The following is a 26,525-nucleotide window of genomic DNA, read 5'->3' as shown; positions in this document are numbered from 1 at the left end:
GTTTGCAGGTGAGAGGAACGCCTCTGATGCCTTGGGTTGCCTCGCGCCATGGCCCTATAATCGGGCCACTTTGTTTGTGGAGCCCGTTATGCCGAATCTACGTCTCGCCGATTTGACCGCCGAAATCGAAGCCAACGTGCGCCGTGCGTTGCTCGAAGACATCGGCAGCGGCGACATCACCGCACAGCTGATCCCGGCCGAACGCCTGGCAAAAGCCACCATCATCACCCGCGACGCCGCGGTCATTGCCGGCACCGCATGGGTCGATGCCGTTTTCCGGCAACTCGATCCACGGGTCGCGGTGCACTGGCAGGTGCGTGACGGCGAACGGGTGAAACCCAATCAGGCGCTGTTTCACCTCGAGGGCCCGGCACGCTCGCTGCTGACCGGCGAACGCTGCGCACTGAATTTCCTGCAATTGCTCTCGGGCGTGGCCACGCGCGCGCAATACCTGGCGGATTTTGTCGCCGAGACCCAGGTGAAGCTGCTCGACACCCGTAAAACCCTGCCGGGGGTGCGTCTGGCGCAGAAGTACGCCGTGACCTGCGGCGGTTGCCACAACCACCGCATCGGCCTGTACGACGCCTTCCTGATCAAGGAAAACCACATCGCCGCCTGCGGTGGCATTCCTGAGGCCATCAACGCCGCGCACAAGATCGCCCCGGGCAAGCCGGTCGAGATTGAAGTGGAAAGCCTGGCGGAATTGAAAGAAGCCCTGGCGGCGGGTGCCGACATCATCATGCTCGATGAGTTGAGCCTGGATGACATGCGTGAAGCCGTGCGCCTGAACGCGGGCAAGGCGAAACTGGAAGCCAGCGGTGGTATCAACGAAAACACGCTGCTGCCGATCGCCGAAACCGGGGTGGATTACATTTCGATTGGTGCGATGACCAAGGATGTGAAGGCTGTCGACCTGTCGATGCGCTTAAGCCTCTAAAACGCAGCTTCGAGCGGCAAGCTCCAAGTTTCAAGCAGTTTTGCTTGTACTTGCAGCTTACCGCTTGAAGCCTGAAGCCTGAAGCTGCTCTCAAACCACCAGATTGTTCATCTCGCAGTACTCTTCCCACTCGACGCCCAACACCTCGGCCGCCTCCTTGTGCAGCACCAGGCGCGCAGCCTCGAACTCTTCAGGGGTCGAGGTGTACTTGAGCGTCAGTTCCCATGGCTGCAAGCCCTGGGACTCCGCCTCATCCTCGAACGCCCACTGGATCTGGTCTTTCTGATCGTCGGCGGGCAGGTCCTTGATCTCTTCCGCTAGCTGGGGTGATTCAAGCAGGTACTTTTTAAGCGCTTCTTCGTGTCTGGCTTCTTGGGTCAATTCTTTAACGGTCATGGCGTTCTCGCTGATCTGGGGAATGGAAGATGGATCTGGATCATCAAGGATCTCTCTGACGCAAAAAACCGTGTGAAGCCCGGTTTGTCTGGCCTTCAGAACCATTCGGGGATCATCTGAAAACTGCAAAGTGGTACGTGTGCAACGTCCGAATATAGGACGTTTGGTCGACGATTTATATGGACTTTTACATCAAATCTACAAAAAAACCGTTGATCGGCCTTTCTGAAAATTTTCCCTCGCTACCCAGGAACAACGTTCAAAAGGTAAAGTCATAGCGATGTGCCATATAGGCACTTCACAAGGAATCGGTGATGCGCAATTTTCCCAAGCTTCCATCTACCCTGTTTGCAACCGGCATGGCTGCCCTTCTTCTCGGCAGCCTGGCAATGCCCGATTCGGCTCAAGCCGGTCTGGAGTACAAATTCGACAGCGCAAACTCTTCCGATAAATTTTTGGTTTTCCACAACTATTACGGCACAGACGTGATGGTCAAATCAGGCCTCAGTATCGAAGACGTGGAAAAATTACAAAGAATGGTTAAAACCGATACGGCAGATCTTGAAGAGCTGAAGAAAACCGTCAGTACACAGGCGCGGCTCATCGAAGAGTTGAAAAAGAACACGGTGTCCGGTTCGAGTTCGACTGCCAGCGAAGTGGATAAACTCAAGCGCACCGTCAGTGATCAGGACACGGCGCTGAAAAACCTCGCCAAGGCCATGGACGAGTTCAAACGCAACAGTGGTTCGAGCTCCAGTTCCAGCGCCAGCGAAGTGAACGACCTGAAACGCACGGTCAGCGAACAGAACACCGGTTTGGTAAACCTTGCCAAGGCGGTGGACGAACTCAAACGCAATAGCAGCTCGAATTCCAGCTCCAGTTCCAGCGAAGTCAGCGACCTCAAGCGTACGGTCAGCGAACAGGACAACGGACTGAAAAAGCTCGCCAGCCAGATGGACGACCTCAAGCACAGCAGCAGCTCGAATTCCAGCTCAAGCGCAAGCTCTAGCTCAAGCGAAGTGAGTGATCTGAAACGCGCGGTGAGCGAACAGGAAAACGGTCTGAAAAAGCTCGCCAGTCAGATGGACGATCTGAAGCGCAGCAGCGGCGGCTCGAACTCCAGTTCAAGTTCAAGCTCCAGCGAAGTGAACGACCTCAAGCGTACCGTCAATGAACAGGAAAACGACTTGAAAAGGCTTGCCAGCCAGGTGGAAGACCTCAAGCGCAGCGCCGGATCGAGTTCCAGCTCGAGCTCCAGCGACCTGTCCAGCCTTAAGCGGGAAGTCAGCGATCAGGACAACCAACTGGATCAGCTGAAACGCACCGTGGAAGATTTGAGCAGAAAGGTGAAATAACAAGGGAACGGTGCCTGGACAGGAATCGCATAACACCGATTTAACCCTGCTTTTTCTGGGCACCACCCTTCCCCCCCCCGTCATTGCAATTTTTTTGGTTCGACTGACTGCATTCCTCTGCTTCATCAAGGTAGCAAATGGCTATTTTTTTTTGACTAAACTCACGTAGACTCGCGCGTCGAAAATATAAGAGACAGCGATGTCATGCTTTTTACTTCGTTTGAATTCATTTTTTCTTTCTTCCGATCGTGCTCTTGGGATTTTTCCTTCTGGCACGCACTGTAGGCAAAGAGTTTGCAGCGATTTGGTTGGCAGCAGCGTCTGTGTTTTTTTATGGCTGGTGGAGCACAACCTATATCCCGCTCCTACTGGCATCGATCGTGTTCAACTACACCGTTGGATACATCATTGCGAAAAACCATGAGCGAGCCCGGGCAAAATCTAAGGCAGCCCTGTATGTTGGAGTCATCAGCAATCTACTGCTGCTCTGCTACTACAAATACTCCAATTTCTTTCTAGGTGAGGTTGCCCGATCTACCGGCGTCCACATGCCGACCCTTGAACTCGTGCTACCGCTCGGTATTTCTTTTTTCACATTTACCCAGATCGCTTTCCTCGTTGATGCCTGGAAAGGCAAAGCCCAAGAATACAATTTTTGGCACTACCTGCTGTTCGTAACCTGGTTCCCCCACCTGATTGCGGGTCCGATCTTGCACCACGGGCAAATGATGCCTCAATTCAAAGACCCGGAGATCTACCGCATCCGGTCAAGGAACATCTCTATTGGTGTTGCGTTATTCGCGGTCGGGCTCGGTAAGAAATTATTGCTTGCTGATCCCATCAGTACCTATGCGGACCCGGTATTTCATGCGGCCGCCACTGGACAGGCGATTGGGCCAATGATTGCTTGGGTCGGGGCCATCGCTTATACGTTGCAAATTTACTTTGACTTTTCTGGCTACTCGGATATGGCTGTCGGCCTCTCCATGTTGTTCGGAATCCACCTCCCTATAAACTTTAACTCACCTTACAAAGCCCGAAACATCATTGAATTCTGGCGCCGCTGGCATATGACACTGTCCCAATTTTTAAGGGACTACCTGTATATCCCCTTAGGCGGGAATCGAAAGGGAGAAACACGCCGCCTGGTCAATCTAATGCTCACGATGCTGCTTGGTGGCCTTTGGCATGGTGCGAATTGGACCTTTGTCATCTGGGGCGCTCTTCATGGCGCTTATCTATGCATCAACCATATGTTTCAGAAGATACCGCCCCCCCTAAGGATGTCAGGGTTGCTTCCTGCAGCGATTACAATTCCGGCGAGTGTCTTGCTAACGTTCTGCGTGGTTGTCATCGCATGGGTATTCTTCCGCGCCGAGAGCATCCATTCAGCCCAAACTATAATTGTCGCAATGGCGGGTTTCGAAGAGCCAGTTGCGTGGGAGGCCATATTCAAAACGATAAGCTTTCTGCCATTGCTCGCTTACTTTTCAATATCAATGCTGATTATCTGGGCATTTCCAAACGTTTATGAGGTATTAGACCTGCTACATAAACGAATTCAGATTAACGGTGATGAAGGTCATAGAGTAAGTTCGATGGTCTGCGTCACAGCCGGGATCGTCTGCGTGGCGGTGATAGGCGCAAGCATGTTGTCTACTTTCGGAACAAACGTCATCAGCCCTTTCCTCTATTTCCAATTCTGACCATGACCCTATATAGAAAATTCATCATTTCTGCGGCTTGCGCGACCATTGTTTCCTTTGGTGCGTTTTATGCTGCATTTCTGTATCAGTTTGACGCGCCGATACCATCCGGATATGACGCGGCCAACTGGAATACTTATAAGAATCTGGTAGGGGTCAATACACCAGGTAAACGAATATTATTATTTGGCGATTCAAGCACAGTATTTGGCGTTAACAGCGAGTTGTTATCTAAAAAGACTGGCATGCCAGTTGCCAATATGGCGCTACATGGCGGCCTTCCGTTAGATGCCCTTACCAAATCGGTCATCAAAAACTCCCGCGAGGGGGACACGGTCGTAATGTCCTTGGTGTGGCTATACTACTTCAAAGACTACCGAACGCCTGAGGATTGGATCTTAAGAGAAATGGTAGCTTGGTATGGTGACTATTTTTATAGTCTTCCCTTTTTGACGAAACTCAAATACATGTCCGCGATTGACATGAAGACTCTTTACACAAACATGGACGTAAAATCCAAGAAAGATGCTGTATTGAAGGAGTTTCCTTATCGCAGGGCTCTGACTATGGATGAGATTAGAGTCCAATACGAAAAAATCGATCGAACCGCCCCGCAACCGTTCTCCTATTCATACCTTAACATGAACTCCTCTGGAGACATTCAAGGCGCGTGCGGTACTCACCCCATAGCAAATATGGTGAGCATTGATATCCCTCAAAACCCAAAAGTCAATAAGAACGTACTAGAACTGCTCTCAGATACCGCAAAAGAGCTCAAAAGCAAAGGTGTTGCATTTTACATTGCGCCAAGCGTAACCGTTCAAGATGAACGATCGAACAAAGAGTCCTACCACAAAGCTTTGATGACTATGATGGAGCAAATAAGGGCTGCTGGTGTTCCTATCGTGGGCAACCCGGATGACTTCTATTTCCCTTTATCCAGTTTTTATGACACCGCATTTCATATAAATTGTGAGAACACGGTTGAGCGCACTAGCAGGCTATACACCATAATAAAAGATTACCTCCCAAAGACGACTCTGACAGCTTCACCCAGAGCCACCAACTAGCGGATTGCCAGAAAAGATCGACGGGGCCTTATGCTCGCCCTTTTTCTAAACAAACAAGCCGCCCGAAGGCGGCTGAACTTAATGGGGCAGCTAAGCTTTTTTCGTTGTCGCCAGCAATCCGAACAGGAAGAAGGCCAAAGCCCCCGCGCTCGGTACGATCAGGATATCCCAAGCCATTGCCATTGGTCCGAACGCCATCAAAACAGCAGCCCATGCAAAGAATCGCTCAGCAGAGCGGGCAGTGGTTTTCGTTACGGCTATCGCGGCCTTCAAGTTTAGGAGGAGCATCACCACAATTGGAATGAAGAATATCAGCCCGCCTTTCCACAGCAGTGTAAGGTAATAAACGTGGGTTGAGGTGTTAGCTTCCAAAGCCTTGGACAGCCCCTCTGTCGAATACCGACCGTAGCCAGCGAACCCGCTGCCGATGATTGGGCTCGCTTTAACTTCATTAAAGCCAGCGATAGCCAACTCTACACGGCCAGTTGCAAACTGATCGGCCTGTTTCTCCCACTTCTTATCAACAATTTGGCCCTGCGGCGAACCGAGCGGCTCGTAGCCGGCCAAAACGTCATTTCCAGAATCAGTTCTGATAGCTTCAATGGAAGACAACATGCGGCTTTCGTTCATGCCCCGCGCGTACGTCACCGCAAACGCCATCAGGATAGTGAGAATGACGACGACACAAGCACGCCGAGCGTCAGCATTACGGAATGCGTAAACCACCACAGCCCCAAGAATCCACACCAACAGAATCTGGGCGCTTCGAGAATCGCTGCCGATGATCAGGAAGGATGCGCAGAACAGCGCAACCCACAGCAATACTGATACCGGCTTGCTGGCTTTACCACCAATGAGAGTTCCGCAAAGAATCACTGCCTGCAAGCACACCAGGTGTGCGAGGCTCAGAACGCCAAACGTTGCAAACACTGGAAGGCCAAAGAATTCGGCATTCATTGCCGCGAGACCTTGGGTGCCAATATAAATGCGAACGTCCTGCTCAAGGTAAAGTATGCGGGTAGTAACCACGATCAAAAATAGAGCAGAAAAGAGTGACAGCCAGTAAAAAACTTTTCCTATCTCATGAGTTTTAGAGACATATTTACCAAGAAACAAGAAAGACGGTGCGAACATAATTAACACTAGTGAAAAAATATGTTTAACCACATCTCCGTCAGGGGATATTTTATTGGCCGCGAATATTGAAATTAGGCCAAAAACCATTGTCGCAATATACGCAAGCGCAGTGCGGCCGAAGGTCATCAAAAATGCGACTCCAATAATAGGAGCAAGCAGAAATGCCGGATTAATATCATAGCCCATTAGCGAAAACATCACTATTGGTAACGACATTGCAGCCCCAATCACAGGTACAAGTACCCCGCTCCTGGTATTTGAATAATTCAGCGTTTGCGCGAGAGACATTCTAACTCTTCCTGAAAATATAAATGAGCTGATGCAAGTCTGTATCGAGGAAGCCAAACAGCTTTGCATCTGCCCTAAGTGCTGCTGGCAAGGTGCGGCACAAGGTACCGAATCCTTGGAAAAAAGCGTCAGCGGCGCACCGAGGATACATCAGGCAAAAATGTTTCTCTAGGTTTCAGTTTCCAGCCAGCCTGCTGCAGTAATTCCGCCCCCGTTCGTCATACGGCCTCATCACCGATCACATACTTGCTCAAGGACACATTCACCTTCACATTCACAATCTCGAGTTCGTGATTTGGTTGTCGATCCTCTTGGTTGATTGCCTCGGCATCGCACCGAAAACCGTAGCCTGAGATCCCGACCGGCGCTTAAGGACGTTATCCAGTAAAAGATTGACAGTGTGGTGCCACTATCGAACTGGTTATTTTCTATATCGGCGTACCGCGCCTGTGTCGAGCAAGATACCGTAATAAGGGGAGCAGTCGTAGTGCCGCCCCCTTCATTGTCGATCTTGAGTTCTACATGATATCCAGCAGCTGATTTCCGTCGTTCAAAACCAGTTGATGACGCTTTCGTCCGTGATTCCAAACTGTTGCTCACCGGCACCCGGTGGAATTTGAATTGGTGCCCGAGACAGGAATCGAACCATTCGACCCTAGCACAGTGAAAACGGTAAGCCTTTTAGATACAAATATAAAAAAGGCACTCATTTGGGCACTCAGCAAAAACTGAATCCTGCATCAGCTTTAGCTGCTTGCGACCTCAGCTTAGCCCAGGTAATACGCTTGGGCTACTGTTCCATAACTACAGTCAGGCTGCGCATGTATTCCTCATCCTGATGATTCAGCATCCGGGCTACTCGCAATAGCTTGATCCTTCATTCCTAAAGTCTGAGCCAAAGGGAAACGAGCCATGAAACCTATAACCAGATCGGATTTAATCGAATCAATACTTACTGAAATGGAGCGAGTCTGGGGTCCAAAGGGGTTCGGCGGTGAGCTTGAAGCCTACGCGTGGCTGAAGGAGCACTTTGGGATATCCGAAGAGGAGGACGTGCAATGGCAGGACGTGCTTTCGGATTGGGCCGGCACTTTAGACGAGGATACGGAGGATCTGGATGAGGACGAAAAGGAGCATGTAAAAGCGTTTCTCCAGGACGACTCTGCTGTTACGACGTTCCTTGAGGTTTTGCTCCAGCAATATAGAAATTCTAATGCGACATATTCTGGTTAAGTTGAGAGAAACGCCCCAGTGGAGCTCCAAGCTGGAGAGGTGGAAGACGAGCGCAGTGCTATGAAGGGTGCATCCCGAAAAACTTTACGCCTAACTGGAAAACTGTGCCCCTGAAAGGAATTCCCCCAAGATGAGTACGCCCCAACAAACCGCCGAGCAGATGCAAGCGCCGGTAAAATAGCGAAGCCCCCGGTGCTGAACTTGCCTAAAACGTCCATTACGCGATGCAAAACGTACCTTTTATAATAATTAAATCATCTTTACTTAAGAAAAATGTACCTTTTCCACCATCCAAAAGGTACCATTCTTCAGGCCTGGCGAATCCACCAGGGGAAGTATTTGGTACCTTTGGAGATTTGCATGCTTATAAAATTTCAATCCGACAACGAAGAATTTCATGACCGACTTTTGGCAGCGACTGGACTTGGTACTGTCACTGGAGCTTATCGCTCGGCAGCTGTTCAATACCCTGGACTTAAGAGTCGGATTCGGCATTTGCAGACTCAGCTCGACGAGCTGAAGCACGAGAACATGGCTCTTCGTAAGACCCTCATTGATGCTCACGACGCTGCTGTTTTGCTCATTGAAAAGGCTGCTCAGCCTGCTCTCGACCTGTCCACGTCGGCTTATCTTCAATCTGATTACATTTTCACGGGCTGGAGCACGAGCATGTCTCCACACTTTTTGCTCAATCACGTAGGGGATACGGTTCGTGATGGTGATCGGGCTTATCAAACCCTAGAGTTTTCAAATGAGGGGGTTTTCAAGGCATCATGGAAACCTGATGGCTCAGACATGCAAATTATCGAGCTTTCAAAACTTTCCCTTGCCTTCATTCCCGGAGAGGAAGGGCACACGTTTTCTATTGAATTTTCTCCTGAGTAAATGAGTGATTTCAGCTTGGCAAGGGTTGCTGAGATTTCTGATACCCCCAGTTATCAGAAGTTTCTGGCATAGTTTCGCGTTGTCTCACTCAGCGTTTCTGCGGCACCGCGTAGTCTTTTAATACAACGCCACTCTTCGATTCAGCGTTCACCATCGCTGGTCGCACCCAAACAACTTTGTTTTCCAGTCGCCGCAAATGTCCACGCCGAAGGTGCATTCGAGGGCTGTTGTGTTGGCCTTTAGCTCCACTCTGGCCGCTGCTTTTGCGGTCTTCTGTAAGCTGTAAAACCTTGTAAGAAAAGAAGGGCTGCTTACCTTTTTCACGACGTTTTTTATTCAGTGCGGCAGGTGCCGCAACCTCCGCAGTTGTGACGTTTGCGCAGTTGATGACGCTGCATGCCTGAATCAGCACCATCGTTTCATCGTGACAGTCCAGGATGATTTGGGCGTAGGCCTTCTCTCGGTCGCCATAGACTGATGCCGCTTCTTCGAAAAACTCCGGCAGCACATAGAAGGGCTCGGCTCTGAACTCCTTACCTTTCTGATTGGCTTGGCCTGCCTCGATCTTGGCGGCGTGCGCAATGCGAGTTGCTGGCAACTGTTGATCCATTGCTAAATCCCGGATCTCACCTCCATACGGGATAAAGGATCCGCCCATCGTTACGGTCCATTTTTTCTGTTCTGGCCCCAGTAGATGGGCAAGATGAAAACACCGCCTTCAGGAAAAGCGTTCAGGACTTCACTGTTTAAGCCTGGCAGAATTTCGAATTCTGGGAGCGCTTCCCAGCACAGGGCAATGCGCTTCGTTGCAGGTGTCTGTTTGAAATCGCCGATATGTTCCGGGCCGTCTTCTTCCTTGTCCCATGGGGCTTCAAAAGCAATGCAAGGAAAGGGAAGGCGAACAAGATCCAAATGAGCCTGCCGCATTTCTGCCGGGTCAACGAGGTTGCAACAGTTCGGCAAGATGAATTTAACGCTGCTTTGCAGCATGTCGATAATGCGGTGAAGCGCTACGGCTGATTTGGGAGCCAAGCTTCGGAACATGCTTTCGGTTTCGCGTAAGTCTTCGATTGCGTGAGCGCAGTAGTTCAGTGCCTGAACGTGATCGTTTGGCTTCTCTTGCATTTTCTCTCCATGAGTTCAGTTCTATGCCTCTTCCTAGACTACTCGATCACAATCCAAACGACCTATCAGGGAAGGGTTCCGGCTGAGCCTCCGGCGCGAAACATCCCTCAGGCTGTACACTGAAAATAAGGCGTTCCTCGACTGCCCGAAGGACATTAGGCGCCATGATTTCTCACCGTGAAAAGCTAGTCTTTCCGCGCCGACACTCGGCAACGCCGACCGCACGTATTTTCTGCGGTAGCCTCCGCGGCCCCATGACGTGTAGCGCCGCATCTGCACAGGTCCCGGCAGGTCCGATTTTCCAGCGACTAACTATTAAAAGTCGTGAGCGTCATGCCAAGCCTCGATGAGTTCTTCCCGGCCGAGCCTGCGTGCAGCTTGTGCATAGGCTTCAAGGAATCCAGCGTCTTCCATCCAATCCTCTGTCCTTCCTTCGATCTTCCTTCCGTACACCTTGAGAAGCACGATCTGCATATCGACTTCGTCGTCTAATGTTTCCGCTTTGGACATGCCCGAGTCACTGATCAAGGTGGTAAGCATTTCGACTTGGCTAATTGCCTCGGCTTCTGCCATCCGCACGAGTAAGCTGACCATTCCCTCGGCGACCTCGACCGTTTCCACATACTCGCCCTGAGGTGAGCCATTGCGAACTGTCCGTGCCTGCTTGGCTTTCGCTTTGGCGCGCTTAGCCCGTTTGGCCTGCTTTTTATCTGATGCCATGGTTACTTCCTTAGAGGGACCTTTAGCGGCTTAAACAGCCGCTGACTGGGACTCCTGCGAGGTTAACGCATTGAGTTCGCGTTAAAAACCTCATTTTCGCGCGCGCGAAAAAAGCTGGAAAACCAGTTCAGAATGCGTGAAGGAGGGTAGGGAATTGGGCACTCCCTGCGCAACAGGGTCCACTATCTCTAGTGGTGGACTAAATCCTCTGACCCGATTTTGATGAGGGAGCTGCGGTAGACGTTGGCCAACGTGGTTGGTTATCACAAGGAGCGCGGATCGCAGGATGTATTAATTGTGAGTTACATCGCCGAGCAGCAAGCTGGACCAGGTGATGCGTAAGAAGCAGTGCCTGCCTTCAAATCTGACCACCAGAGCCCCTCAGGCCCGTATAGAATGCTTCGCATAATTGGCGTTTATGGTAAACCCGGACAGGATCAGAACTACCGGTTTGCTACTTAAAGGATTTGTCGTCTGACACCCATCGACATTAGTTAAAGTGGCCCACCAGATTCATCACCAAGCCACTGCCAATAACTCAATCCCAGCTCCATTGTGGCAGCCTCACCGCCAGGTACACCACGAGCCTTCAAACGCATGACCTCATCACCAATCCACTTGAGCAGCGCTTTCTGTCCGTACGGGCAAGGCCCATAAGCCTCCTCCAGAGCGTGAGCAGCCTTCTGACGCCAGTCATCTACCGCAATCAAGTGGTCTTCATCCTCATCTTTGTCTAAGCAGTCCCGGCAAATGACCTCCTCCTCGGCCTCATCATCTTTATCCGGAAAATCCGAAACATAGGCTCCGCACTCATCACAATATATTGCCCATGTACCATCACACATTTTATCCAGCATACGGTTCCTCCATCTCCACATTTCTCAATGTAGCCAAATGAACGATAGATGTCTGTCACTTCACCCCGCAACAGTCGCATAATTCCTAAGTTAGGCGACACGCACGCCGGCCCTGGAGTTGCGAGGTTTTGGCTGTCGCATAAATCTGTCGCACGTTGTAAATTGCTTGCGACAATATATGCGACAGGTACTTCATGGAAAATTTAGGACAGCAGATTGGTTACGCTCGGGTTTCGACGCAAGGTCAGGATCTGGAGCAGCAACGAACTGCCCTAGGGCAAAACGGTTGTCAGAGAATTTTTGAAGAGAAGGTCAGTGGGGCTAAGCGAGACCGTCCCGAACTGGGTCGGCTGCTCGATCATTTGCGACCAGGTGATGTGCTGACAGTGACGCGGCTGGATCGCTTGGCCAGGTCAACGACAGACCTGCTCCACATTGCAGAACGGCTCAAAACCATAGGGGCAGGTCTGCGTTCACTTGCTGAGCCATGGGCCGACACCACGTCACCAGCTGGGCGTATGGTTCTAACGATCTTCGCCGGGATTGCTGACTTCGAGCGCTCCCTAATCGGTGAGCGCACCAGTGCAGGCAGAGCGGCAGCCAAAGCCAAAGGTGTTCGATTTGGGCCGAAGCCTATTCTGACTCCTGAACAGGTAGACCATGCACGACTGTTGATTAATAAGGGGCAGTCAGTGTCCGAGGTTGCACGTCTTCTGGGGGTACATCGAGCAACGCTATATCGTGCCTTACCTCAATAGGTAGAACGGGACAGTCGTCAAATGCTCCCTTACACAAGAGCCCGCCAAAACTGGCCATCAGCCATCATTTTAGAACTGTTTCGCAATCGCTATCCTTCTTGCTCTAAACAAGGAAGCGCCTATGGCCAGTAGCCAAGGACCAGGACCGGTCCCCAATGTTTTAAGACCTGCTCCAAGCAATACGCCACGTAAAACCGTTCCCGTCAGCATCGCCGAAACTCGACAGTCAGAACCGGCGCCAGTTAAAAATCCGCCTGCGCCTAAACCTGATCCGGTGGGCTGCACTTTCACCAAGCCCTGCGAGTTGCCTGATGGCAGCATCAACTATGTCCGTCCCGGTGGATCGATTCCTACCGCTGCGGTCAGCGAGTATGGAAACTTATCCCTATTGGGCGGCCGTGAAACGGATGCAGCAGGCAACATCACGCTGAAAAAAATCAGTGGTAGCGCCTTACCTTCGGCACTGGGAACCCTCTTACTCGGCGGAACCGCTATGGCTACCGCCGGTGCCTCCTGTGGTGGTCTTTGCACCGCTGGAGCGGTTGTTGCTGCGGGTACGGGGACTGCTTCCACCGGCGCGGCGACTGGAGCAGGCGTAGTCACGGCTGGTGTTGCTGCCGGTGCCTTGGCCGGTGTGGTTGCACTGCTCTGGCCGACAAGCCTCGGCGATAGCAGTCTGTACACGGATGACCAACTGAAATCGCTCAAGACAGGCCGTACAAGGGTTCGGTTGCATGTCGAGCAACAAGCCGACGGCACGCTGAAAGGTTACGGTTACAACACCCAGAAGCGCCGCGATTGGGAAATGATTCCGGTCGTGCAGTTCGTTGCCCAGGGCGCTCAGCAGGTCGCCGATTTTGGCGACGGCGTTACGTTGATTTGGACCCCTGCGGTTAACCCTACCGACACGCTGGGGATTCCAGCACTGGAAGCCGCACCGCAAGCCCCGCAAATCTGGATTTATCCGCCGACCGAACAAGCGGATAACATGATCGTTGACCCGATTCATCCGCCTGATTACAAGGATTTCATCCTCGTTTTCCCGGCTAATTCGGGCATAAACCCCCTGTACATTGTGATGAACGTACGCCTCGATCCGGGCACAGTGTCAGGGCAGGGGCAGGACATTATAGGCATCTGGCTAGCCGGTGCCGGGGTTGGGCTTGGTGCGCCGATTCCAACTCGTATTGCGGACCAGCTCCGGGGTAAAAGCTTTGCCAGTTTCGACGCATTCCGGAAGGCGTTTTGGAAGGCCGTAGCCAGTGATTCAGAGCTAAGCAGCCAGTTCATTGTTGCCAATCGAAAGCGAATGCTTGTTGGTAATGCCCCAAAACCCGCGAGCGGGATATGGTCGGGGGCAGAGGCGTATTCGAGCTTCACCATGTAGACAAAGTGTCGGAAGGTGGTGAGGTCTACAACGTCGACAATCTTGGGGTCGTTACGCCCAAAAACCATATCGATATACACCGAGGTCAATAGGGCTATGAAAGAGAGTATTTCTGAGTACACCGAAGAGCAGTTCATCCAATTCATGGAGGAGATTTTTAGGGAAAATGAGGCTGACTCGGACGAAAAACTTGATGTTCTGCTCGATCAGTTTCGGGCCTTAACAGGCCATCCGGATGGGTCTGATTTGATTTACTACGCTGCGTCTGATGAGGAATGCACCCCGGAAGCGATCACGCAAATGGTCAAAGCTTGGCGTGCGGCCAATGGCTTGCCGGGGTTTAAAGACGCCTGAGGCCATACCTCGACCTGCCCGCAGGGCATTAGGCGGTACATAGCCGCAGCGTCAACAGAAGGGCCGAGGTGAGATTCTTTGGCTATTGCGGGGGATAGGGCTTACGTTGGTTTTTGGTTCCATCGCTCCCGCCCCCATCGCAAAGCCTAGATCGACTATTAAGATACTTTATGTAAGCAAATCCCTTCGCTTCCGATGTTCGTAGTTCTCCTTAAGCTTTCGACTAAGGACTCCTCCTTAACACGGCCTCTCCGGGCAACAGTTATTTCTATTTTCTCAATCCAGATGTAGCCGCTCTTATCTGCATTCGGCTTGGCATAAACCATCATATCTATGCCAGGAGAACCAGAGAAAACCCCTTTCTCTTCCGGCTTAGAGAAGTTGAATATAATTTCGTTTTTATCGGTCGGCTCAGAGCTTTCACTGCTCGAAATTGGCGCACCCATTTGAGATGCCAATGGCATCTTGGCAATGTACTGTTTTTTCCCATCCTTGATCTGAGGAATGATCTCCAGAAAGAATTGCTTCCTGTCTCCCTGACTGGAAGGAACAGAGCACTCATCACCTTCTGTCAAAAAATACTTTCCTTCAAACTCATAGGAGTCATTCCAGCAAGCACTGAGAGACAAAGACGCCATACAAATTAAAGCCGATTTCCATTTATTCACTGTGGCCACTCCATTGATTTCAATTTGCCATTATCTACATTTTTGGCTTACGGCTTCCACCGATTCACAGCGCAGATAAGTGCCTCGTCCATCGAGCCAAACACGCCCCAGATAGATGGGCGTTCCGGTGCCGTACCATCAAGGCATCGCACTTCATGATCGGCCCCAATACGCTCGATGAAGGGCCTATCCCACCAGCGCGAACGCTGCACCTCACCGCGTAGCAGATGATTCGTTGTGTCGAATCCGACCGGCAGTGCCGGGTCAACCAGAACCCCGTCGATCAGCTCTACTGCATAGAACACCAATTCACCCAGCTGGAATTCTTGCAGATCCGCCCGGCCACTATTGATCCGCTCCAGATGCTGCTCGACCGCCTCTAGCGTGCGTCGTGCTGATCGTTGTATGGCGTCCAGCGCATCGAGGTCGAGAAGCGCTAGATCGTTGCTAATCCTGATCATGGTCATGCCCTTTTGCCTCACGCCATTTCACCAGGCCCCACAGACCGCCCCCTAAGACAGCCAGCGCACAGAGTCCCCATAACGGCACCAGACGATTGGCGCCCAGCCAAAATCCGGCCCCCACACAGACAATCGTTACCAACATTCGCCTCATAAACGTGCCCTTCATTTACGTTGGAGAGACGACGCTAACCCGAAATTTTCGGTTTCATGGCGCTGCTGCTGAAAAATCGTCAGTTCCCCTAATGGGAATTGAGAGTGTCGCGATGGGATACCTGGGAAGGGCAACGGCATCAAAAAGAAAGTAATGGGCGCCACTGTGAATAGTGGTGATTTCTCAGTGGAATTTGTGTGATTGCTAGTGGCTCGCAGGACTTTCCCAGCGCAGCACAGTGGGCTGACTGTATGCCCATTGTGATCCCCTGCGTAACCCAGTGGTTGCACAGAGATTTCAAGCAGCTTTTAAAAGGAATGGCTGTGAGCACAGGTGGTTTCTCAGTGGTATTTGCAGGATTTCTGAAGGCCTCCTGAGTTTTACCCAAGAGAAAAAAAATAATGAGTGCCCGCGGAGAGTATGGAAAGTCAGCCGTTATGATCAGTGAGGGCAAGAGGCTCACCGACCGAGTGAGCTGGTGATGCTGAGGATGTCGGAAATCGACACACAGCATCACATGCCCATCCCTCATGATCAGAAACCAATGCACTCAATTGGATAGATGGGCCTGCGCTGCGGTGTGCCTAACCAAGCGCATCCCCCGCCGCACCAGCTCACTCGACCGGTGAGCCTCCTGCCCTAAAACATCACTGCTTCGGTGGAACCTTCTTTGGTGGAATCAGAGCCGAGCGACGCGTTCCAATCGATCTATCTGTAGTGGGGGTCGTGGGCCAATACGCCCTTGCCACGCTACCGGAAGCATTGGGATCTCGCGCCGGACGAGCGTGTGGTGCCGAGCTAGATCCTGTAGGGCTTGGCGGGATCGGTCGTGGGGGAGTCGCACCACCAGAACCACCACCAGGACTTCTCCCCTTGCCACCAGCAGCGCCTAAAGCACCTAGCCGGCTAATCGCCATAACAGTTCCCACAGCACGTGTAACAAACCCACCGACACCACTGGCCGTGGCCATAGCCCCTGTCAGGCTGCCAGCCAGGCCGCCCACTGAAACGCCAGTCAGACTCGATGCAATCCAGGTCGTAATAGTCAGCAGAATGGCTGCAATCGCGCCCATAAACCCACGTACCGCATCAAAATCAGCACCTGATCCAGACCAACCGCTAGCAGCGGCAGCCTGGCCGATGGCGACAGCGGCCATGACGAGGGATACAGCCACAATTAGTGCGTGCGCAAACAGCATCGCGATCACGGGAAAAAATAAGAGGGAGAGCCAGCTGATCAATACTCCAACGCCACGCAACGGAGCCAGCAACAGCGCCAACGGCGCAGCGAGTAATACGATCCAGAACAGCCATGCTGACAACAGCACGTATCCCGGCAGCAGGGTTTGAAGATCTAGCCAGCCAGACCAATCCTTGAACATTTGAACACTGGCAAGAATGCCAGCTCCGACTTCGGCGCCATCCGGCGAAAGGCCGGTGGTTTTCTCCAGTGATCGCGTCATGAAACGCTGCCAGGCCACGGCAGTGCTCACGGCGCCCACCTCAGCACTTACCCGCTGGCCACCTGCGATTGTTCCCCCAACTTCTTCTAAGGCTAGGTAGGCCTGCTCAGCCCCCAACTGAGCAATTTTATAGGCCTCTAGGCAACTGGTTGGTTGGAACATCATCGCATTAGCATCAGCCCCGACAACCTGAGACTTCTGACCTGGAATCAACGTTATGGGTAGATACGAGGGTGTTGAATCCGGCTGCCCAGCGAATAGCGCTTGCCAATGGACTTTGGTCGGCAGTGCGTAACGGTCTCCCATAAAAGGCCCAGCGCTGCCCAATGCGGCTATTCCTGCCTCACGGCGCGCTTGAACCGAACCAAGGTCTACCGCTTTCTCAATCCCTTTCCGGGCGGCACCGCCACCCAGAAGGTAGTTGAGCCACCCGCCGTTTTCCTCAGCCGATCCGGTCATATAGGTCGTGATGCCGCCGCCCGCCGCCTTAGCTTGAGCAATCAGACTAATTTGCTCATCAGGAATCCCCAACCCGCCGCCGCCGAGCAGGCCGACAGCATGCATTGCCTCAATTTTCGTCGCATGCCCAGCCCCTCCCAGTTCGGCCCGACTCGGTGCACAGCTGGTGTTGTAGTCGTGTATCAATCGGGCCAAATCGGTGCCTTGATAGATCTGCGCGCCCCTCGCTGCAATGTCATCAACTGCCGCCTGTGCCGGCACAATCGATCCCGCAATGGTGTGTTCGCTGAGGACGCCATCCAGAGCGGACCTGTACATGCGATGCACGGCCATAGCCACTTTCAGGGTCGTTGCCTGCGCATCAATTAATGTAACCGAGACCCCGCTGGGCAATTGAACGGTCGCTGGTTTCATCCCTAAAAGCATGACAAAAAAAATGACCACGCCTCCCGCCAGGCCACGAGCCAGCCCGCCGTCAGCCACCCTCAGCATAATCATGATCAGCCATATGATTCCCACGCTGAAGACCAGTGTTGAACTGCTGTTGTTAAGGGCGGTGAAAATCGGCTGGGTGGCTGCGAGCATCGTCATGCCGACATCTTCCCAAAGCGCAAATATCCAGCTGAACCCGGCGTACCCCTCCGGGGTTGCAGAGGCGCTCATGCGGAACGCCTCACCAGCCACCAACGTACAGCCAGAACCAGCCTCACCCCCCATAAACCGATCCACAGCACGCACAACGTGAAACCGATGAGTATCAGGTACTGGGCGAATGGAGCGACCAGCACATCGCCGGTTCTCTGCACAAGGTCGTACTCTTCCAGGACGCGCTTTCCATACGCACCGGGCATTAAAAACATCGCCGCTACGTGGAAAAACCCAAGAACAGGCCCAAGTACTATGCCGGCCCAACCGACCCATTTAGTGATCGCCGGCATCCGCTCATATGCCGCGTCCAAAATTCCTGCGATTTTTTGCAGTTTCGACATTCGCCACCTCCCTCATTTGTATTGGCTGTAGCCAGCCTAAGGGGGCATCCCACTGCATCTCCACTCAAGTCACTGCACTTGCTATGGTGCGTCAAATTTATCGATACAAGCCCGCTATGTAACGCGCCTAATCGGCGCTTTACATAGCGGGCTTACTTGATATCTATGATTTAGCGCAACAAACATAACGCAACCCTAAACGATTGCGTCATTCCCCTAGGCTCTCGTAAGCTGATCAGGCTCAAAACCGCCCTGCCCGGCCGCTCGTGCCCGTGTTGTTCATGGGTGTAGGCAATGGCAGAGGGCTCCTGTTCTGCGTCATCGCAGGCAGGGCCTTATCGATTACGCGCCGCGTCATCGCTCGCGTAACCGGCTTGGCCCCGACCGATTTATCGGGAACATCAACGACCAACAGAGGAGAAACGACAACCTAACCAGGTCAGCCAGACCAACAAGGGCAACCGCACCTGAACGGTTAATCAGGAACCCGCTCGGAGACTCCGAATAGGCGTGAACAGTCCCCGCCTGCACACCAGTGCAAAGGGGGGCGAACAGGCACACAACGAACCATCTTCGGATGGTGTGTCGCTGAACCGGCAACGGTCAGAAGTTCTTACACAACCAGAGAGCTTCCCCATGAGCGAATTCGATGCGCAGACCATTGCTGCGCACCTCAAATCCGAGTCTAGGATTCGGAGAAAGCCCCGAACTTATGCCCAGCGGCGCTCATTACTTGATAACTACAAACACGAGCTGTTGCAGCTTGATGCAGTAGGTTGCAATGGCAGCGAGTTACAGCGCTGGATAGCCGAGAAAGGCATTACAGTCGAACGCTCGACCGTGAACCGCTGGCTACATCGGAACCGCCAGCATGGCTAAGTTCGCCAAACCGGCGAAGCAAGCAGCGTCCGTGATGAAGCAGCTGCAAGGCAGCTACATCAAATCGGTCAGCACCGTACGGAACTATGAGCAACGCTTAAAGCAGATCACTGTCCATCTCCAAGAGCACCGCCTGGGCAGCCTTCGTGATATGACTCCGACTCGTGCCCTCGAATATCTACGACAACGTGCCGAAGTTGTTGGCCAAAAGACGCTGGATATGGAGCGGCAAGCTCTGCAAGCAATGATGCAGCACGTCACTCATCAGCTCCCGCCAGGTCAAACTCTGGTTGTCATCAAAAGCACCGCACCGGCAACCCAAAAAGGAAAGGCCGGTCAGCCAACATTAGGTCGCCGATTGGCCGAGCAATCGAGGTCATACACTAGTGAGCAAGTGAATCTCATCGCTGCTCGCCAGTCGTCACACAACGCCCTAGCAACCGAGATTTCCCATGCATCAGGCCTGCGTGCCCATGAGTTACTAACGCTGCGCCGTATCCACCACAAAGCCCCAGATGTTCGCCCTGCGCATGCTTTGAAGTTTTCCGGCATCCGGGAAGACTCCATTGCCTACACCGTCCACGGTAAAGGGGGTCTTACCCGCGAGGTACGTATTCCGATCCACCTGGCCAAGCGCCTAGAAGCGACACGTCTACCAGAGGCTCGTAGCGTTACGGATCGAGGTGTCCGCTATCAGCAGTTCTACGATCTTGGCGGCGGTCAGCCCTGGAGCAAATCATTCGGTGCGGCTTCAAAAACAGCGCTCGGCTGGTCCAACGGAGCCCATGGGCTCCGTCACAGCTATGCCCAGGAACGCCTTAGCACGATGCAACGCTATCTCACACGTGAAGAAGCAAAGCGCGTCGTCTCTCAGGAGCTTGGGCACTTTCGTCCAGAAATTACCGAGATCTATCTACGATGACACCCATAAATATCGACTCCAGTTGGCTGAATGGCAGCCTGCTATTTGTAATCGGCGTACTTTTGATTGTCGCCGTTGTGCTGGTACTGCTGCTCATAGATGCCAAAAGAGCGAAAACGAAGGTAGATGCCACTTTGGAAGGCAGCGTAGCTCGACACAAAGTGTTGCTCCTGGAACAACGTGCAGAGATCGGAATAATCGAGCAAAGGCATCAGGAGACATTGGCGATCGTTGCGAAAGCGCATCACAACGAAGTGGAAGCCTTACGGGGATTCTTGCTATCTCTGATCAAGATCGGGATGAAGCGCTGAACACGGCCTCCAGGGCTCAACGTCACGTCGACATGCTGCAAGAAAAAGTTGATCACTTCTCCACGTTAATGTCGTCATGGGCAGTGGGCAACGATGAGACGGCGACAGCTGTAATGCACGCTCTTAGAGCAGATCATGCCACCACCAAGATGCAAGCTCGTTGGGGCTCCCCTCGAATGGATGACATGCCTGCGTAGCCAAAACCCTCTAGGGGAACCAGCAGAATTCGGAAAAAATCGTACGTTAATCCAGTCCCACTTATGCGCACTTTCTGTTCCATTGCACTTCAACGATTGCATCAGATTTGACCAGCACGCTTTGTAAACATGATCGGCAGAGAACGGCCAAACGTGGACGGTGGACACGGTGATGGCAAATGGGTAGTGTCACGGATTCTGCTTGCGGCTCTAGGGGCAGCAGGGCTCGCCGTCATCCATGTCGCGTTTCTCCCCGAGCAATGTCGCGTTTGCTGCGACCACCTCTAAGCTAGACAAGGACTTACAGGGCGACAAGGAACGTTGTACGACACGTCATCGCGACATTGGATGACATCTAATAGTAGTTAGACCTTAGGAGGTAACCTTGAACAAAGTTGTTTACGTCAAAGCCAAATTTAAGCCAGTAGGAAAAGAGGTCACCGTAAAAGTTCCAACCGGAGAAACGAAAAAGGGGCTTTTTGGCGGCGTAAAGGAAGTAACAGTAAAGGAAAAAGAGTGGCAACAAACCGGTTGGTCTGACTGTGAAATTGATGGAGAGCGTCTTTCTAACGACATAAGCTCAGCCGTTGAGAAGCTTAATGCAGAAGGTTACGAAGTCATTGCCGTCCAGTCCGTGGCATCTGGGGCATATAATTACAAATGGGATAAATACAGCTCATCCGGCAATAGTGGAGCCTCAACCTGCTACAGCTATGGATATGGCTATAGCTATACGGAAGGCGCAACAATAATTGCAAAAAAATCTGCAACCAACTAACAGAGTATCGCAGAGCGATCTAACAAACGGTTCAAGGCCGTTCGCTTCGCTCACTCGGAACCCGCGTTCTGCGGCACCTTAACCTAAACGCTAGGCCCCGAATGCCACCACCGTTGCGTCTCTATAAGTACGAGTCGGTCACAACTCGGACTTTGCAGAACATCAAAGGGCAGATCCTGTACTTTGGATCGCCGTTATCCTTCAATGATCCGTACGACTGTGCACTCACGCCCAACATCAAGTCACCGACAGACGAAGAAACGGAGGCCGTAAGAGCTGCCTATCTCTCTCAAGAGAGGATCACCGACCAGGCGCGGCGTGAATTCAAGACGAAGACCACTCAAGAACTACGCGAGATCCTGCTACGCGCAGCGCATGGTGCGATCAAACAAGCAACTGACGCGTTCCTTCAGAATCGCGGGGTCACCTGTTTCTCTGAGAAGAACGACGACCTACTGATGTGGTCGCACTATGGAGGTCGATATCGAGGAATCTGTCTTGAGTTTGATACGAAGATTGAACCATTCTCCAAAGTAAAGCCTGTAAAGTATTTGTCTACCCTCCCTCAACTTGATGTCGCGAGCATCCTATTGAACAAAGACTTCGACCACGTAGTCGAACTCTTCTGTACAAAGTCGAAACCATGGTGCTATGAGAATGAATGGCGAGCGCTGCATAACGTAGCCGGAACCCAGTACGTCTATCCCGTCGAAGCACTCAAAGGCGTCTACTTTGGCCCCGATATTGACAAGGAATCATTAGAAATTGTGTGCCTTGTCCTGGCAGGTCAGAACGAAAACGTCCGCCTTTACCAGGGTTCCAGAAGCACAACTGAGTTTCGAGTCCTTTTCGAGGAGTTCACCTATACTTCCTACTTGCAGGCGAAAAAGTTGGGGCTGAGAGAGTGAACGGGCACTCAAGGCTCACGAAGTCGAGGCCTAACCCTGAAATTCTCCCTTCCGAATGTCAAGGTGCGTATTTGCATCGCACTTGCAAATGACTGGTCAGGCCGAATGCAAATGGGTGGGCAAGTCTGTGCAATTACCCATCTGCAAGGCATCAATCGCTATGGCCTCAACCTGACAGGCTGAATGCTTAGCGTACGATTTTGTCCGTTTTCGCTATCGACCCCATCGCCAGTTGGCTCGGCATTGGTGTACACACAATCTCACGCTGGCGAGTTCGATTTCACCGGCTGCGCCTCGATGGATGGAACAACATCCTGTTTGCCGCGTTGGATATCACCACTGGCGGGCGGCTGACGAGGTACCCGTTTTAAATTTGTTTTAAACGATTTAAAGATTTAGATTGAGAAAAACAAATTAAATTGAATATTTTCAACCATTTACGCAGATTTCAGGTGGGCAATAGACGGAATTTGGTGGGCAATGTACAGGAGGTGGTGGGTAATGTACGGAGGTTGGTGGGCAATGTACGGATTATCCACAGCCCGGTTCTGTGCTCCTGCGTGTCATGATCAACTGCGGCCCGGACAGGCCAGCCTCTTCGTATAAATGATATTCGGGTAGGTTATCAGACCTAATGAGACGCCGTAGGATGCGACAAAATTCCTTGAAACAGGTCACTCCGCTTCGCTCATATATTGTTTTAAACCCCCACTTAGCTCCGTCATTTCCCGCTGCACGTCGAGCTAAACGATAGATGAAGCGAGCGATGGCTGAATCAATCAAGAAGTAGTCTTGATTAACAGTAAGAACCGCAGATCCATGACTATCGATTACTTCTCTATAGATCCAATTCGGTGCCTCAATCTCAATTCGATCTACTCTGCCGCTGACGGTTTCAGAAAGCACGCGATACCCACTAATTAGACTCTCACTTTTGACCTCGCGCGTAACGCATTTAGAATTGCGTGAGGGACGATGGAGCACTCTCTTGATCGTTGTTCCTTTCAAGCGATCTAATGCTGATTCGATTCTTTTCGACTGATTGCCGCCATCGCCACGCTGACAAAATTTCAGAATGTCTGAGACGTGCGGCGTAAAAAGACGGCTCGGCATTGCACCTCGACCTCTTTTATAGAGATTCATCGACTCGGTTAAATGTGAAATTAGCATCAGTACAATGTCGTAGTCCCAGATCGACGCCATGCCATCTGGCCCGGCTTTTACTTCAATATATCCATCTGCCAAGTCATGGCGCATGACTTCACCAGCACGACTTTCCCGCTTGGACATGCGAAACAGCGCAACATCCATAAAATGACGACTGTCTTTTGTCGAGATGCCATCTGCCGAAACAAAAAAATCAGCTAACTCTCCCTCCTCCGCCACAACCTTGTTTACGCTAGTTCCACGCAGCCTAGCGGTAGCCTCATCCCAGGACTCGCCTGGACGCGCCTCAGCTTGGACGCGCTGCCTAAAGGACGACAAGCTGAATCAACCCTGTGACGCATTAATTTTTTCAGCGATCCAAGCGTTCACACGCTCAGCAGGCCATGCCACGGAGTTCGCGCCGAGCGAAACCCCAGCAGGGAACTCGCCCGCCCGAATCAGGCGATATATCTGGGATTTGCTCAGCCCCACCAGGGCACAGACACTAGGAAGGCGAAGCAGTAGAGGTGAGACAGATTGACTAGCCATTTGGACGGGTCTCCTTAGAACCGGATTGGATGGCTAGGGATTTAATGGCACCTCAAGCAAGGAGTCGTGGCAATTGCCAGTTTTTCAGGGAAATGCCAGAAATTTTCACACCTTATGCAGACTAACCTTCATCACCTTGAAAATGTCCCTTCATGAACTTCCTAAGGGTCTTGTGACTTTTCGGCATTTCAACTTCCGCAGCCTCTGCTAGCGACAGAATTGCCAAACAGGGATCAAAATTCTTACGTACCGAGCGGAGTCCTAAAGCACGACGCTTAATAGTATCTGCCCGCTTCCCAGATGCATCATCAAGGGGCTGCTCGGTATGAGCCTTATCAACCTCCTTGATTAGATTAATCAAACCGTTGAGGATCAAGCTGATGGAGCCCAACTCTTTTGCTTGAAACTTCTCCCCTCCCTCACTTCCTTTAGCTCCCTTATCTGCATTACCGATCAACATGTAGTCTGGGGGTTCAATTCCCGCGTCCAGAATCCACTCACCAAGGGCGACTCTAGACAAATATATGAGGCCGACCGGAATGTCTTTAGTGGAAGAATCGCTCTCACAGTATGAACGCACGAGGTCTTTATCAATCCCAGGTAGCGGATCACACAAATCATCGAAGTACTTAATCAGCCCTTCAAAAAACAGTTTATAAATCCTGTTTGAGCGTTGAGAGGAGCCTACCCTTCCGACCCAGAATATGTGATCGGGCAGCGCCACTTTTCCTTGGCGCACGCTGTACTCCAAATACAATTCTTGGATCAGCTCATGAAGAGCGTGTGCAGCCTCTTGAGTATCAACCTCATAGTAACGAGCGTACTCAGACACCAGATCAGGTAGACGCATCAGATCATCATTCATACGGCGTTCTCCACCCCTGCGATGGAAGCTCCGGCACTGCTGCATGACAAAACATCCAAATGGTCGGCATACCACTGAAGCATCTCTCGCCGCGCCTCCAGATACTGAGCATGGTTGTACGTGCCGCGTATGCTGTTTTTATCCACATGCGCTAACTGGGTTTCGACCCATTCACTGGGATATCCCTGCTCATGCAAAGTGGTGGACATCGTGTGGCGAAATCCATGACCAGTGGCACGCCCGTCATAGCCGGAGCGTTTCAGCAGTTGGTTAATTGCAGCTTCGCTCATGGGCTTTGCCGGATCGTTACGGCCAGTGAACGCGAGCGTGTAGCCACCAGTAATGTTTTCCAGCTCACGCAGTGCCGCCACCGCCTGCTTGGAGAGTGGGACTAGATGAGCGCGGCGCATCTTCATACGCGCAGCAGGGACCAGCCAGAGCGCCGTATCGAGGTCAAACTCCGACCAAGGAGCCCCCTCAGCTCAGCCGTACGCACCCCCGTCAAAATCAGCAGGCGGGTGGCGATCTTAACTACATCATGCCCCGGACACGCCTGAATACTGCCTATGAGCTCCGGGATTTCTGCAATGGGCAAGAAGGGATAGTGCCGGGAGGTCGGTGCCTGAAGTGCCCCTCCGATGTCTGCGATTGGGTTGTACTCAGCACGACCAGTGGCAATCGCGAAACGGTAGACCTCTTGGCAGCGTTGCCGAACCTTGCGCAGCTTCTCCAAAGCACCTCGCGACTCTATACGGCGAAAAACCTGTAACCACTGCATGGGCTTAATGTCGGTCAGCGGCAAACTTCCTACTTGGGGAAAGATGTCCAGCTCGAAAGCTTCCATAACGTCAGTGGCATAACCTACCGACCATCGTGACGACTTATGTTGGTGCCACTCCAGCGCAAGGCTCTTGAACGTATTAGCGCGAGAGATAGCCGCCTTGGCCCGCACAACCTTCCGCTCAAGCCCAGGATGCCGCCCCTGTGTCACAAGCTGGCGAGCTTCAAAAGCAAGCTGACGCGCCTGTGCGAGGGTTACCTTGTCGATGGTGCCAAGGGAAATATGAGACTGCTTGCCATCCAGACGGAATCGGAAGCGCCAAGACTTGCCGCCTGCCGCCCGAACCCAAAGGAATAGGCCACCGCCATCGGCAAGGCCATAGTCCCTCTCACGTGGAGCAGCATTCTTCACCTGCAGAGCCGTCAAAGCCATGCCGAGTACCCATAGATTATTGAATGGGCTAATAGTACTCAGGTAGGTACTCACAAAACAAGCGCTTGGATGAAACCGGATGGCACCGCATTAAATAGAAAGCCCGCGCTAGGCGGGCTTAATGAGAATTCATGACACTGCTTGGCACTGCATGAATCTGGTCAATGGTGCCCGAGACAGGAATCGAACCTGCGACCTTCGCGTTACGAGTGCGCTGCTCTACCGGCTGAGCTACACGGGCGGTGGGCTAAACCTAGCACCGGGTTCGAAAGCCAGCAACTTCACACCCTGTTTTACAGACAAAAAAATGCCCCGCAGCTTTCACTGCGGGGCATTTTTTATAACGTTGAAGCAA

Annotated in this window: 28 protein-coding genes, 1 tRNA gene and 1 pseudogene; 14 read left to right on the top strand and 16 right to left on the bottom strand. The window is 52.2% G+C overall.

Features of this window, described 5'->3' with window-relative positions:
* The first annotated feature begins 88 nt into the window (after nt 1-88).
* Nucleotides 89-937, top strand: a complete 849-nt coding sequence (gene nadC, locus HP062_RS25385) for a carboxylating nicotinate-nucleotide diphosphorylase (RefSeq protein WP_172792251.1) — start codon at nt 89-91, stop codon at nt 935-937.
* A 90-nt stretch (nt 938-1,027) separates the two neighbouring features.
* Here nadC and HP062_RS25380 read toward each other — a convergent pair whose 3' ends face one another.
* Nucleotides 1,028-1,333, bottom strand: a complete 306-nt coding sequence (locus HP062_RS25380; protein WP_077747454.1) for a DUF6388 family protein — start codon at nt 1,331-1,333, stop codon at nt 1,028-1,030.
* 314 nt (nt 1,334-1,647) lie between these two features.
* Here HP062_RS25380 and HP062_RS25375 point away from each other — a divergent pair, with 314 nt between their 5' ends.
* From HP062_RS25375 to HP062_RS25365, 3 genes are all read left to right on the top strand, one after another.
* Complete coding sequence (locus HP062_RS25375; protein ID WP_172792250.1) at nt 1,648-2,688, top strand: hypothetical protein; 1,041 nt, start codon at nt 1,648-1,650, stop codon at nt 2,686-2,688.
* Nucleotides 2,689-2,942: 254 nt separating this feature from the next.
* Nucleotides 2,943-4,394: an MBOAT family protein gene (locus HP062_RS25370; RefSeq protein ID WP_218585110.1), complete on the top strand. Its 1,452-nt coding sequence runs from the start codon at nt 2,943-2,945 to the stop codon at nt 4,392-4,394.
* 2 nt (nt 4,395-4,396) lie between these two features.
* Nucleotides 4,397-5,464, top strand: a complete 1,068-nt coding sequence (locus tag HP062_RS25365; protein ID WP_172792249.1) for a hypothetical protein — start codon at nt 4,397-4,399, stop codon at nt 5,462-5,464.
* A gap of 90 nt (nt 5,465-5,554) precedes the next feature.
* Here HP062_RS25365 and HP062_RS25360 read toward each other — a convergent pair whose 3' ends face one another.
* Nucleotides 5,555-6,889 carry an O-antigen ligase gene (locus HP062_RS25360; RefSeq protein WP_172792248.1) on the bottom strand — a complete coding sequence of 445 codons (1,335 nt, stop codon included), beginning with the start codon at nt 6,887-6,889 and terminating at the stop codon, nt 5,555-5,557.
* Between the two features lie 912 nt (nt 6,890-7,801).
* Here HP062_RS25360 and HP062_RS25355 point away from each other — a divergent pair.
* Together HP062_RS25355 and HP062_RS25350 are read left to right on the top strand one after the other, a co-directional pair.
* On the top strand, nt 7,802-8,122 hold the full coding sequence (locus HP062_RS25355; RefSeq protein WP_172792247.1) for a hypothetical protein: 321 nt from the start codon (nt 7,802-7,804) through the stop codon (nt 8,120-8,122).
* 360 nt (nt 8,123-8,482) lie between these two features.
* A complete protein-coding gene (locus tag HP062_RS25350; protein WP_172792246.1) occupies nt 8,483-9,007 on the top strand; it encodes a hypothetical protein in 525 nt (174 codons plus the stop codon).
* A gap of 88 nt (nt 9,008-9,095) precedes the next feature.
* On the opposite strand, the gene HP062_RS30830 is transcribed toward HP062_RS25350, so the two are convergent.
* The 4 genes from HP062_RS30830 to HP062_RS31245 form a co-directional block, all read right to left on the bottom strand.
* Nucleotides 9,096-9,617 (bottom strand): hypothetical protein, encoded by a 522-nt coding sequence (locus HP062_RS30830; protein ID WP_218585109.1) that lies wholly within the window; start codon nt 9,615-9,617, stop codon nt 9,096-9,098.
* Between the two features lie 50 nt (nt 9,618-9,667).
* Nucleotides 9,668-10,132: a hypothetical protein gene (locus HP062_RS30825; RefSeq protein WP_218585108.1), complete on the bottom strand. Its 465-nt coding sequence runs from the start codon at nt 10,130-10,132 to the stop codon at nt 9,668-9,670.
* Between the two features lie 315 nt (nt 10,133-10,447).
* Complete coding sequence (locus HP062_RS25340) at nt 10,448-10,852, bottom strand: hypothetical protein (RefSeq protein WP_172792245.1); 405 nt, start codon at nt 10,850-10,852, stop codon at nt 10,448-10,450.
* Nucleotides 10,853-11,346: 494 nt separating this feature from the next.
* Nucleotides 11,347-11,709 (bottom strand): hypothetical protein, encoded by a 363-nt coding sequence (locus HP062_RS31245; RefSeq protein ID WP_256665977.1) that lies wholly within the window; start codon nt 11,707-11,709, stop codon nt 11,347-11,349.
* Between the two features lie 194 nt (nt 11,710-11,903).
* On the opposite strand from HP062_RS31245, the gene HP062_RS25330 reads away from it, so the two are divergent.
* The 3 genes and pseudogenes from HP062_RS25330 to HP062_RS25320 all read left to right on the top strand — a co-directional run bounded on the left by HP062_RS25330 (nt 11,904) and on the right by HP062_RS25320 (nt 14,208).
* Nucleotides 11,904-12,467, top strand: a complete 564-nt coding sequence (locus tag HP062_RS25330; protein WP_172792244.1) for a recombinase family protein — start codon at nt 11,904-11,906, stop codon at nt 12,465-12,467.
* Between the two features lie 121 nt (nt 12,468-12,588).
* Nucleotides 12,589-13,946, top strand: a pseudogene (locus HP062_RS25325) (S-type pyocin domain-containing protein).
* A gap of 4 nt (nt 13,947-13,950) precedes the next feature.
* Nucleotides 13,951-14,208: a bacteriocin immunity protein gene (locus HP062_RS25320; RefSeq protein WP_172792243.1), complete on the top strand. Its 258-nt coding sequence runs from the start codon at nt 13,951-13,953 to the stop codon at nt 14,206-14,208.
* Between the two features lie 158 nt (nt 14,209-14,366).
* On the opposite strand, the gene HP062_RS25315 is transcribed toward HP062_RS25320, so the two are convergent.
* The 4 genes from HP062_RS25315 to HP062_RS25300 all read right to left on the bottom strand — a co-directional run bounded on the left by HP062_RS25315 (nt 14,367) and on the right by HP062_RS25300 (nt 18,402).
* Nucleotides 14,367-14,876, bottom strand: coding sequence for a hypothetical protein (locus HP062_RS25315; RefSeq protein WP_172792242.1), 510 nt, complete (start codon nt 14,874-14,876; stop codon nt 14,367-14,369).
* Nucleotides 14,877-14,923: 47 nt separating this feature from the next.
* Entirely contained in the window at nt 14,924-15,343 is a 420-nt protein-coding gene (locus HP062_RS25310; protein WP_172792241.1) for a hypothetical protein, read from the bottom strand.
* 795 nt (nt 15,344-16,138) lie between these two features.
* The gene (locus tag HP062_RS25305; protein ID WP_178119849.1) at nt 16,139-18,076 is read right to left on the bottom strand and encodes a hypothetical protein; all 1,938 of its coding nucleotides are present in this window, start codon (nt 18,074-18,076) and stop codon (nt 16,139-16,141) included.
* Complete coding sequence (locus HP062_RS25300) at nt 18,073-18,402, bottom strand: hypothetical protein (RefSeq protein WP_172792240.1); 330 nt, start codon at nt 18,400-18,402, stop codon at nt 18,073-18,075. Before HP062_RS25300 ends, HP062_RS25305 begins: the two co-directional genes overlap by 4 nt.
* 636 nt (nt 18,403-19,038) lie before the next feature.
* On the opposite strand from HP062_RS25300, the gene HP062_RS25295 reads away from it, so the two are divergent.
* The 5 genes from HP062_RS25295 to HP062_RS25275 all read left to right on the top strand — a co-directional run bounded on the left by HP062_RS25295 (nt 19,039) and on the right by HP062_RS25275 (nt 22,397).
* The gene (locus HP062_RS25295; protein ID WP_172792239.1) at nt 19,039-19,281 is read left to right on the top strand and encodes a hypothetical protein; all 243 of its coding nucleotides are present in this window, start codon (nt 19,039-19,041) and stop codon (nt 19,279-19,281) included.
* Nucleotides 19,274-20,203, top strand: a complete 930-nt coding sequence (locus HP062_RS25290) for a site-specific integrase (protein WP_172792238.1) — start codon at nt 19,274-19,276, stop codon at nt 20,201-20,203. The genes HP062_RS25295 and HP062_RS25290 overlap by 8 nt, the downstream gene beginning before the upstream one ends.
* On the top strand, nt 20,200-20,514 hold the full coding sequence (locus HP062_RS25285) for a hypothetical protein (protein WP_172792237.1): 315 nt from the start codon (nt 20,200-20,202) through the stop codon (nt 20,512-20,514). Before HP062_RS25290 ends, HP062_RS25285 begins: the two co-directional genes overlap by 4 nt.
* Before the next feature lie 582 nt (nt 20,515-21,096).
* Nucleotides 21,097-21,489 carry a hypothetical protein gene (locus tag HP062_RS25280; RefSeq protein ID WP_172792236.1) on the top strand — a complete coding sequence of 131 codons (393 nt, stop codon included), beginning with the start codon at nt 21,097-21,099 and terminating at the stop codon, nt 21,487-21,489.
* Between the two features lie 152 nt (nt 21,490-21,641).
* Nucleotides 21,642-22,397, top strand: a complete 756-nt coding sequence (locus tag HP062_RS25275) for a DUF2971 domain-containing protein (RefSeq protein WP_172792235.1) — start codon at nt 21,642-21,644, stop codon at nt 22,395-22,397.
* A 531-nt stretch (nt 22,398-22,928) separates the two neighbouring features.
* Here HP062_RS25275 and HP062_RS25270 read toward each other — a convergent pair.
* The 6 genes from HP062_RS25270 to HP062_RS25250 form a co-directional block, all read right to left on the bottom strand.
* Nucleotides 22,929-23,882 carry a replication initiator protein A gene (locus HP062_RS25270; protein ID WP_172792234.1) on the bottom strand — a complete coding sequence of 318 codons (954 nt, stop codon included), beginning with the start codon at nt 23,880-23,882 and terminating at the stop codon, nt 22,929-22,931.
* Between the two features lie 6 nt (nt 23,883-23,888).
* Nucleotides 23,889-24,092, bottom strand: coding sequence for an AlpA family transcriptional regulator (locus HP062_RS25265; RefSeq protein WP_172792233.1), 204 nt, complete (start codon nt 24,090-24,092; stop codon nt 23,889-23,891).
* 121 nt (nt 24,093-24,213) lie between these two features.
* Nucleotides 24,214-24,957: a hypothetical protein gene (locus tag HP062_RS25260; RefSeq protein WP_172792232.1), complete on the bottom strand. Its 744-nt coding sequence runs from the start codon at nt 24,955-24,957 to the stop codon at nt 24,214-24,216.
* Nucleotides 24,954-25,373 (bottom strand): site-specific integrase, encoded by a 420-nt coding sequence (locus HP062_RS31240; protein ID WP_256665976.1) that lies wholly within the window; start codon nt 25,371-25,373, stop codon nt 24,954-24,956. The genes HP062_RS25260 and HP062_RS31240 overlap by 4 nt, the downstream gene beginning before the upstream one ends.
* Entirely contained in the window at nt 25,370-26,224 is an 855-nt protein-coding gene (locus tag HP062_RS31235; RefSeq protein WP_256665975.1) for an integrase arm-type DNA-binding domain-containing protein, read from the bottom strand. The genes HP062_RS31240 and HP062_RS31235 overlap by 4 nt, the downstream gene beginning before the upstream one ends.
* A 111-nt stretch (nt 26,225-26,335) precedes the next feature.
* Nucleotides 26,336-26,411, bottom strand: a tRNA-Thr gene (locus HP062_RS25250).
* Nucleotides 26,412-26,525: the final 114 nt, after the last annotated feature.

The sequence above is a fragment of the Pseudomonas sp. B14-6 genome (genome assembly GCF_013260315.1).
Classification (GTDB): domain Bacteria; phylum Pseudomonadota; class Gammaproteobacteria; order Pseudomonadales; family Pseudomonadaceae; genus Aquipseudomonas; species Aquipseudomonas mandelii.
This window is presented reverse-complemented; position numbering and strand designations above follow the sequence as displayed.

Bases quoted from the DNA above. Each gene is read 5' to 3' on its own strand.
- HP062_RS25365 (WP_172792249.1), top strand. From the start codon at position 4,397: ATGACCCTATATAGAAAATTCATCATTTCTGCGGCTTGCGCGACCATT.
- HP062_RS25350 (WP_172792246.1), top strand. From the start codon at position 8,483: ATGCTTATAAAATTTCAATCCGACAACGAAGAATTTCATGACCGACTT.
- HP062_RS25330 (WP_172792244.1), top strand. From the start codon at position 11,904: ATGGAAAATTTAGGACAGCAGATTGGTTACGCTCGGGTTTCGACGCAA.
- HP062_RS25375 (WP_172792250.1), top strand. From the start codon at position 1,648: ATGCGCAATTTTCCCAAGCTTCCATCTACCCTGTTTGCAACCGGCATG.
- HP062_RS25320 (WP_172792243.1), top strand. From the start codon at position 13,951: ATGAAAGAGAGTATTTCTGAGTACACCGAAGAGCAGTTCATCCAATTC.
- HP062_RS25340 (WP_172792245.1), bottom strand. From the start codon at position 10,852: ATGGCATCAGATAAAAAGCAGGCCAAACGGGCTAAGCGCGCCAAAGCG.
- nadC (WP_172792251.1), top strand. From the start codon at position 89: ATGCCGAATCTACGTCTCGCCGATTTGACCGCCGAAATCGAAGCCAAC.
- HP062_RS25305 (WP_178119849.1), bottom strand. From the start codon at position 18,076: ATGAGCGCCTCTGCAACCCCGGAGGGGTACGCCGGGTTCAGCTGGATA.
- HP062_RS25355 (WP_172792247.1), top strand. From the start codon at position 7,802: ATGAAACCTATAACCAGATCGGATTTAATCGAATCAATACTTACTGAA.
- HP062_RS25290 (WP_172792238.1), top strand. From the start codon at position 19,274: ATGGCTAAGTTCGCCAAACCGGCGAAGCAAGCAGCGTCCGTGATGAAG.
- HP062_RS25260 (WP_172792232.1), bottom strand. From the start codon at position 24,957: ATGAATGATGATCTGATGCGTCTACCTGATCTGGTGTCTGAGTACGCT.
- HP062_RS25295 (WP_172792239.1), top strand. From the start codon at position 19,039: ATGAGCGAATTCGATGCGCAGACCATTGCTGCGCACCTCAAATCCGAG.
- HP062_RS25360 (WP_172792248.1), bottom strand. From the start codon at position 6,889: ATGTCTCTCGCGCAAACGCTGAATTATTCAAATACCAGGAGCGGGGTA.
- HP062_RS31240 (WP_256665976.1), bottom strand. From the start codon at position 25,373: ATGAAGATGCGCCGCGCTCATCTAGTCCCACTCTCCAAGCAGGCGGTG.
- HP062_RS30825 (WP_218585108.1), bottom strand. From the start codon at position 10,132: ATGCAAGAGAAGCCAAACGATCACGTTCAGGCACTGAACTACTGCGCT.
- HP062_RS31245 (WP_256665977.1), bottom strand. From the start codon at position 11,709: ATGCTGGATAAAATGTGTGATGGTACATGGGCAATATATTGTGATGAG.
- HP062_RS25285 (WP_172792237.1), top strand. From the start codon at position 20,200: ATGACACCCATAAATATCGACTCCAGTTGGCTGAATGGCAGCCTGCTA.
- HP062_RS25310 (WP_172792241.1), bottom strand. From the start codon at position 15,343: ATGACCATGATCAGGATTAGCAACGATCTAGCGCTTCTCGACCTCGAT.
- HP062_RS25300 (WP_172792240.1), bottom strand. From the start codon at position 18,402: ATGTCGAAACTGCAAAAAATCGCAGGAATTTTGGACGCGGCATATGAG.
- HP062_RS30830 (WP_218585109.1), bottom strand. From the start codon at position 9,617: ATGGATCAACAGTTGCCAGCAACTCGCATTGCGCACGCCGCCAAGATC.
- HP062_RS25265 (WP_172792233.1), bottom strand. From the start codon at position 24,092: ATGGCTAGTCAATCTGTCTCACCTCTACTGCTTCGCCTTCCTAGTGTC.
- HP062_RS25380 (WP_077747454.1), bottom strand. From the start codon at position 1,333: ATGACCGTTAAAGAATTGACCCAAGAAGCCAGACACGAAGAAGCGCTT.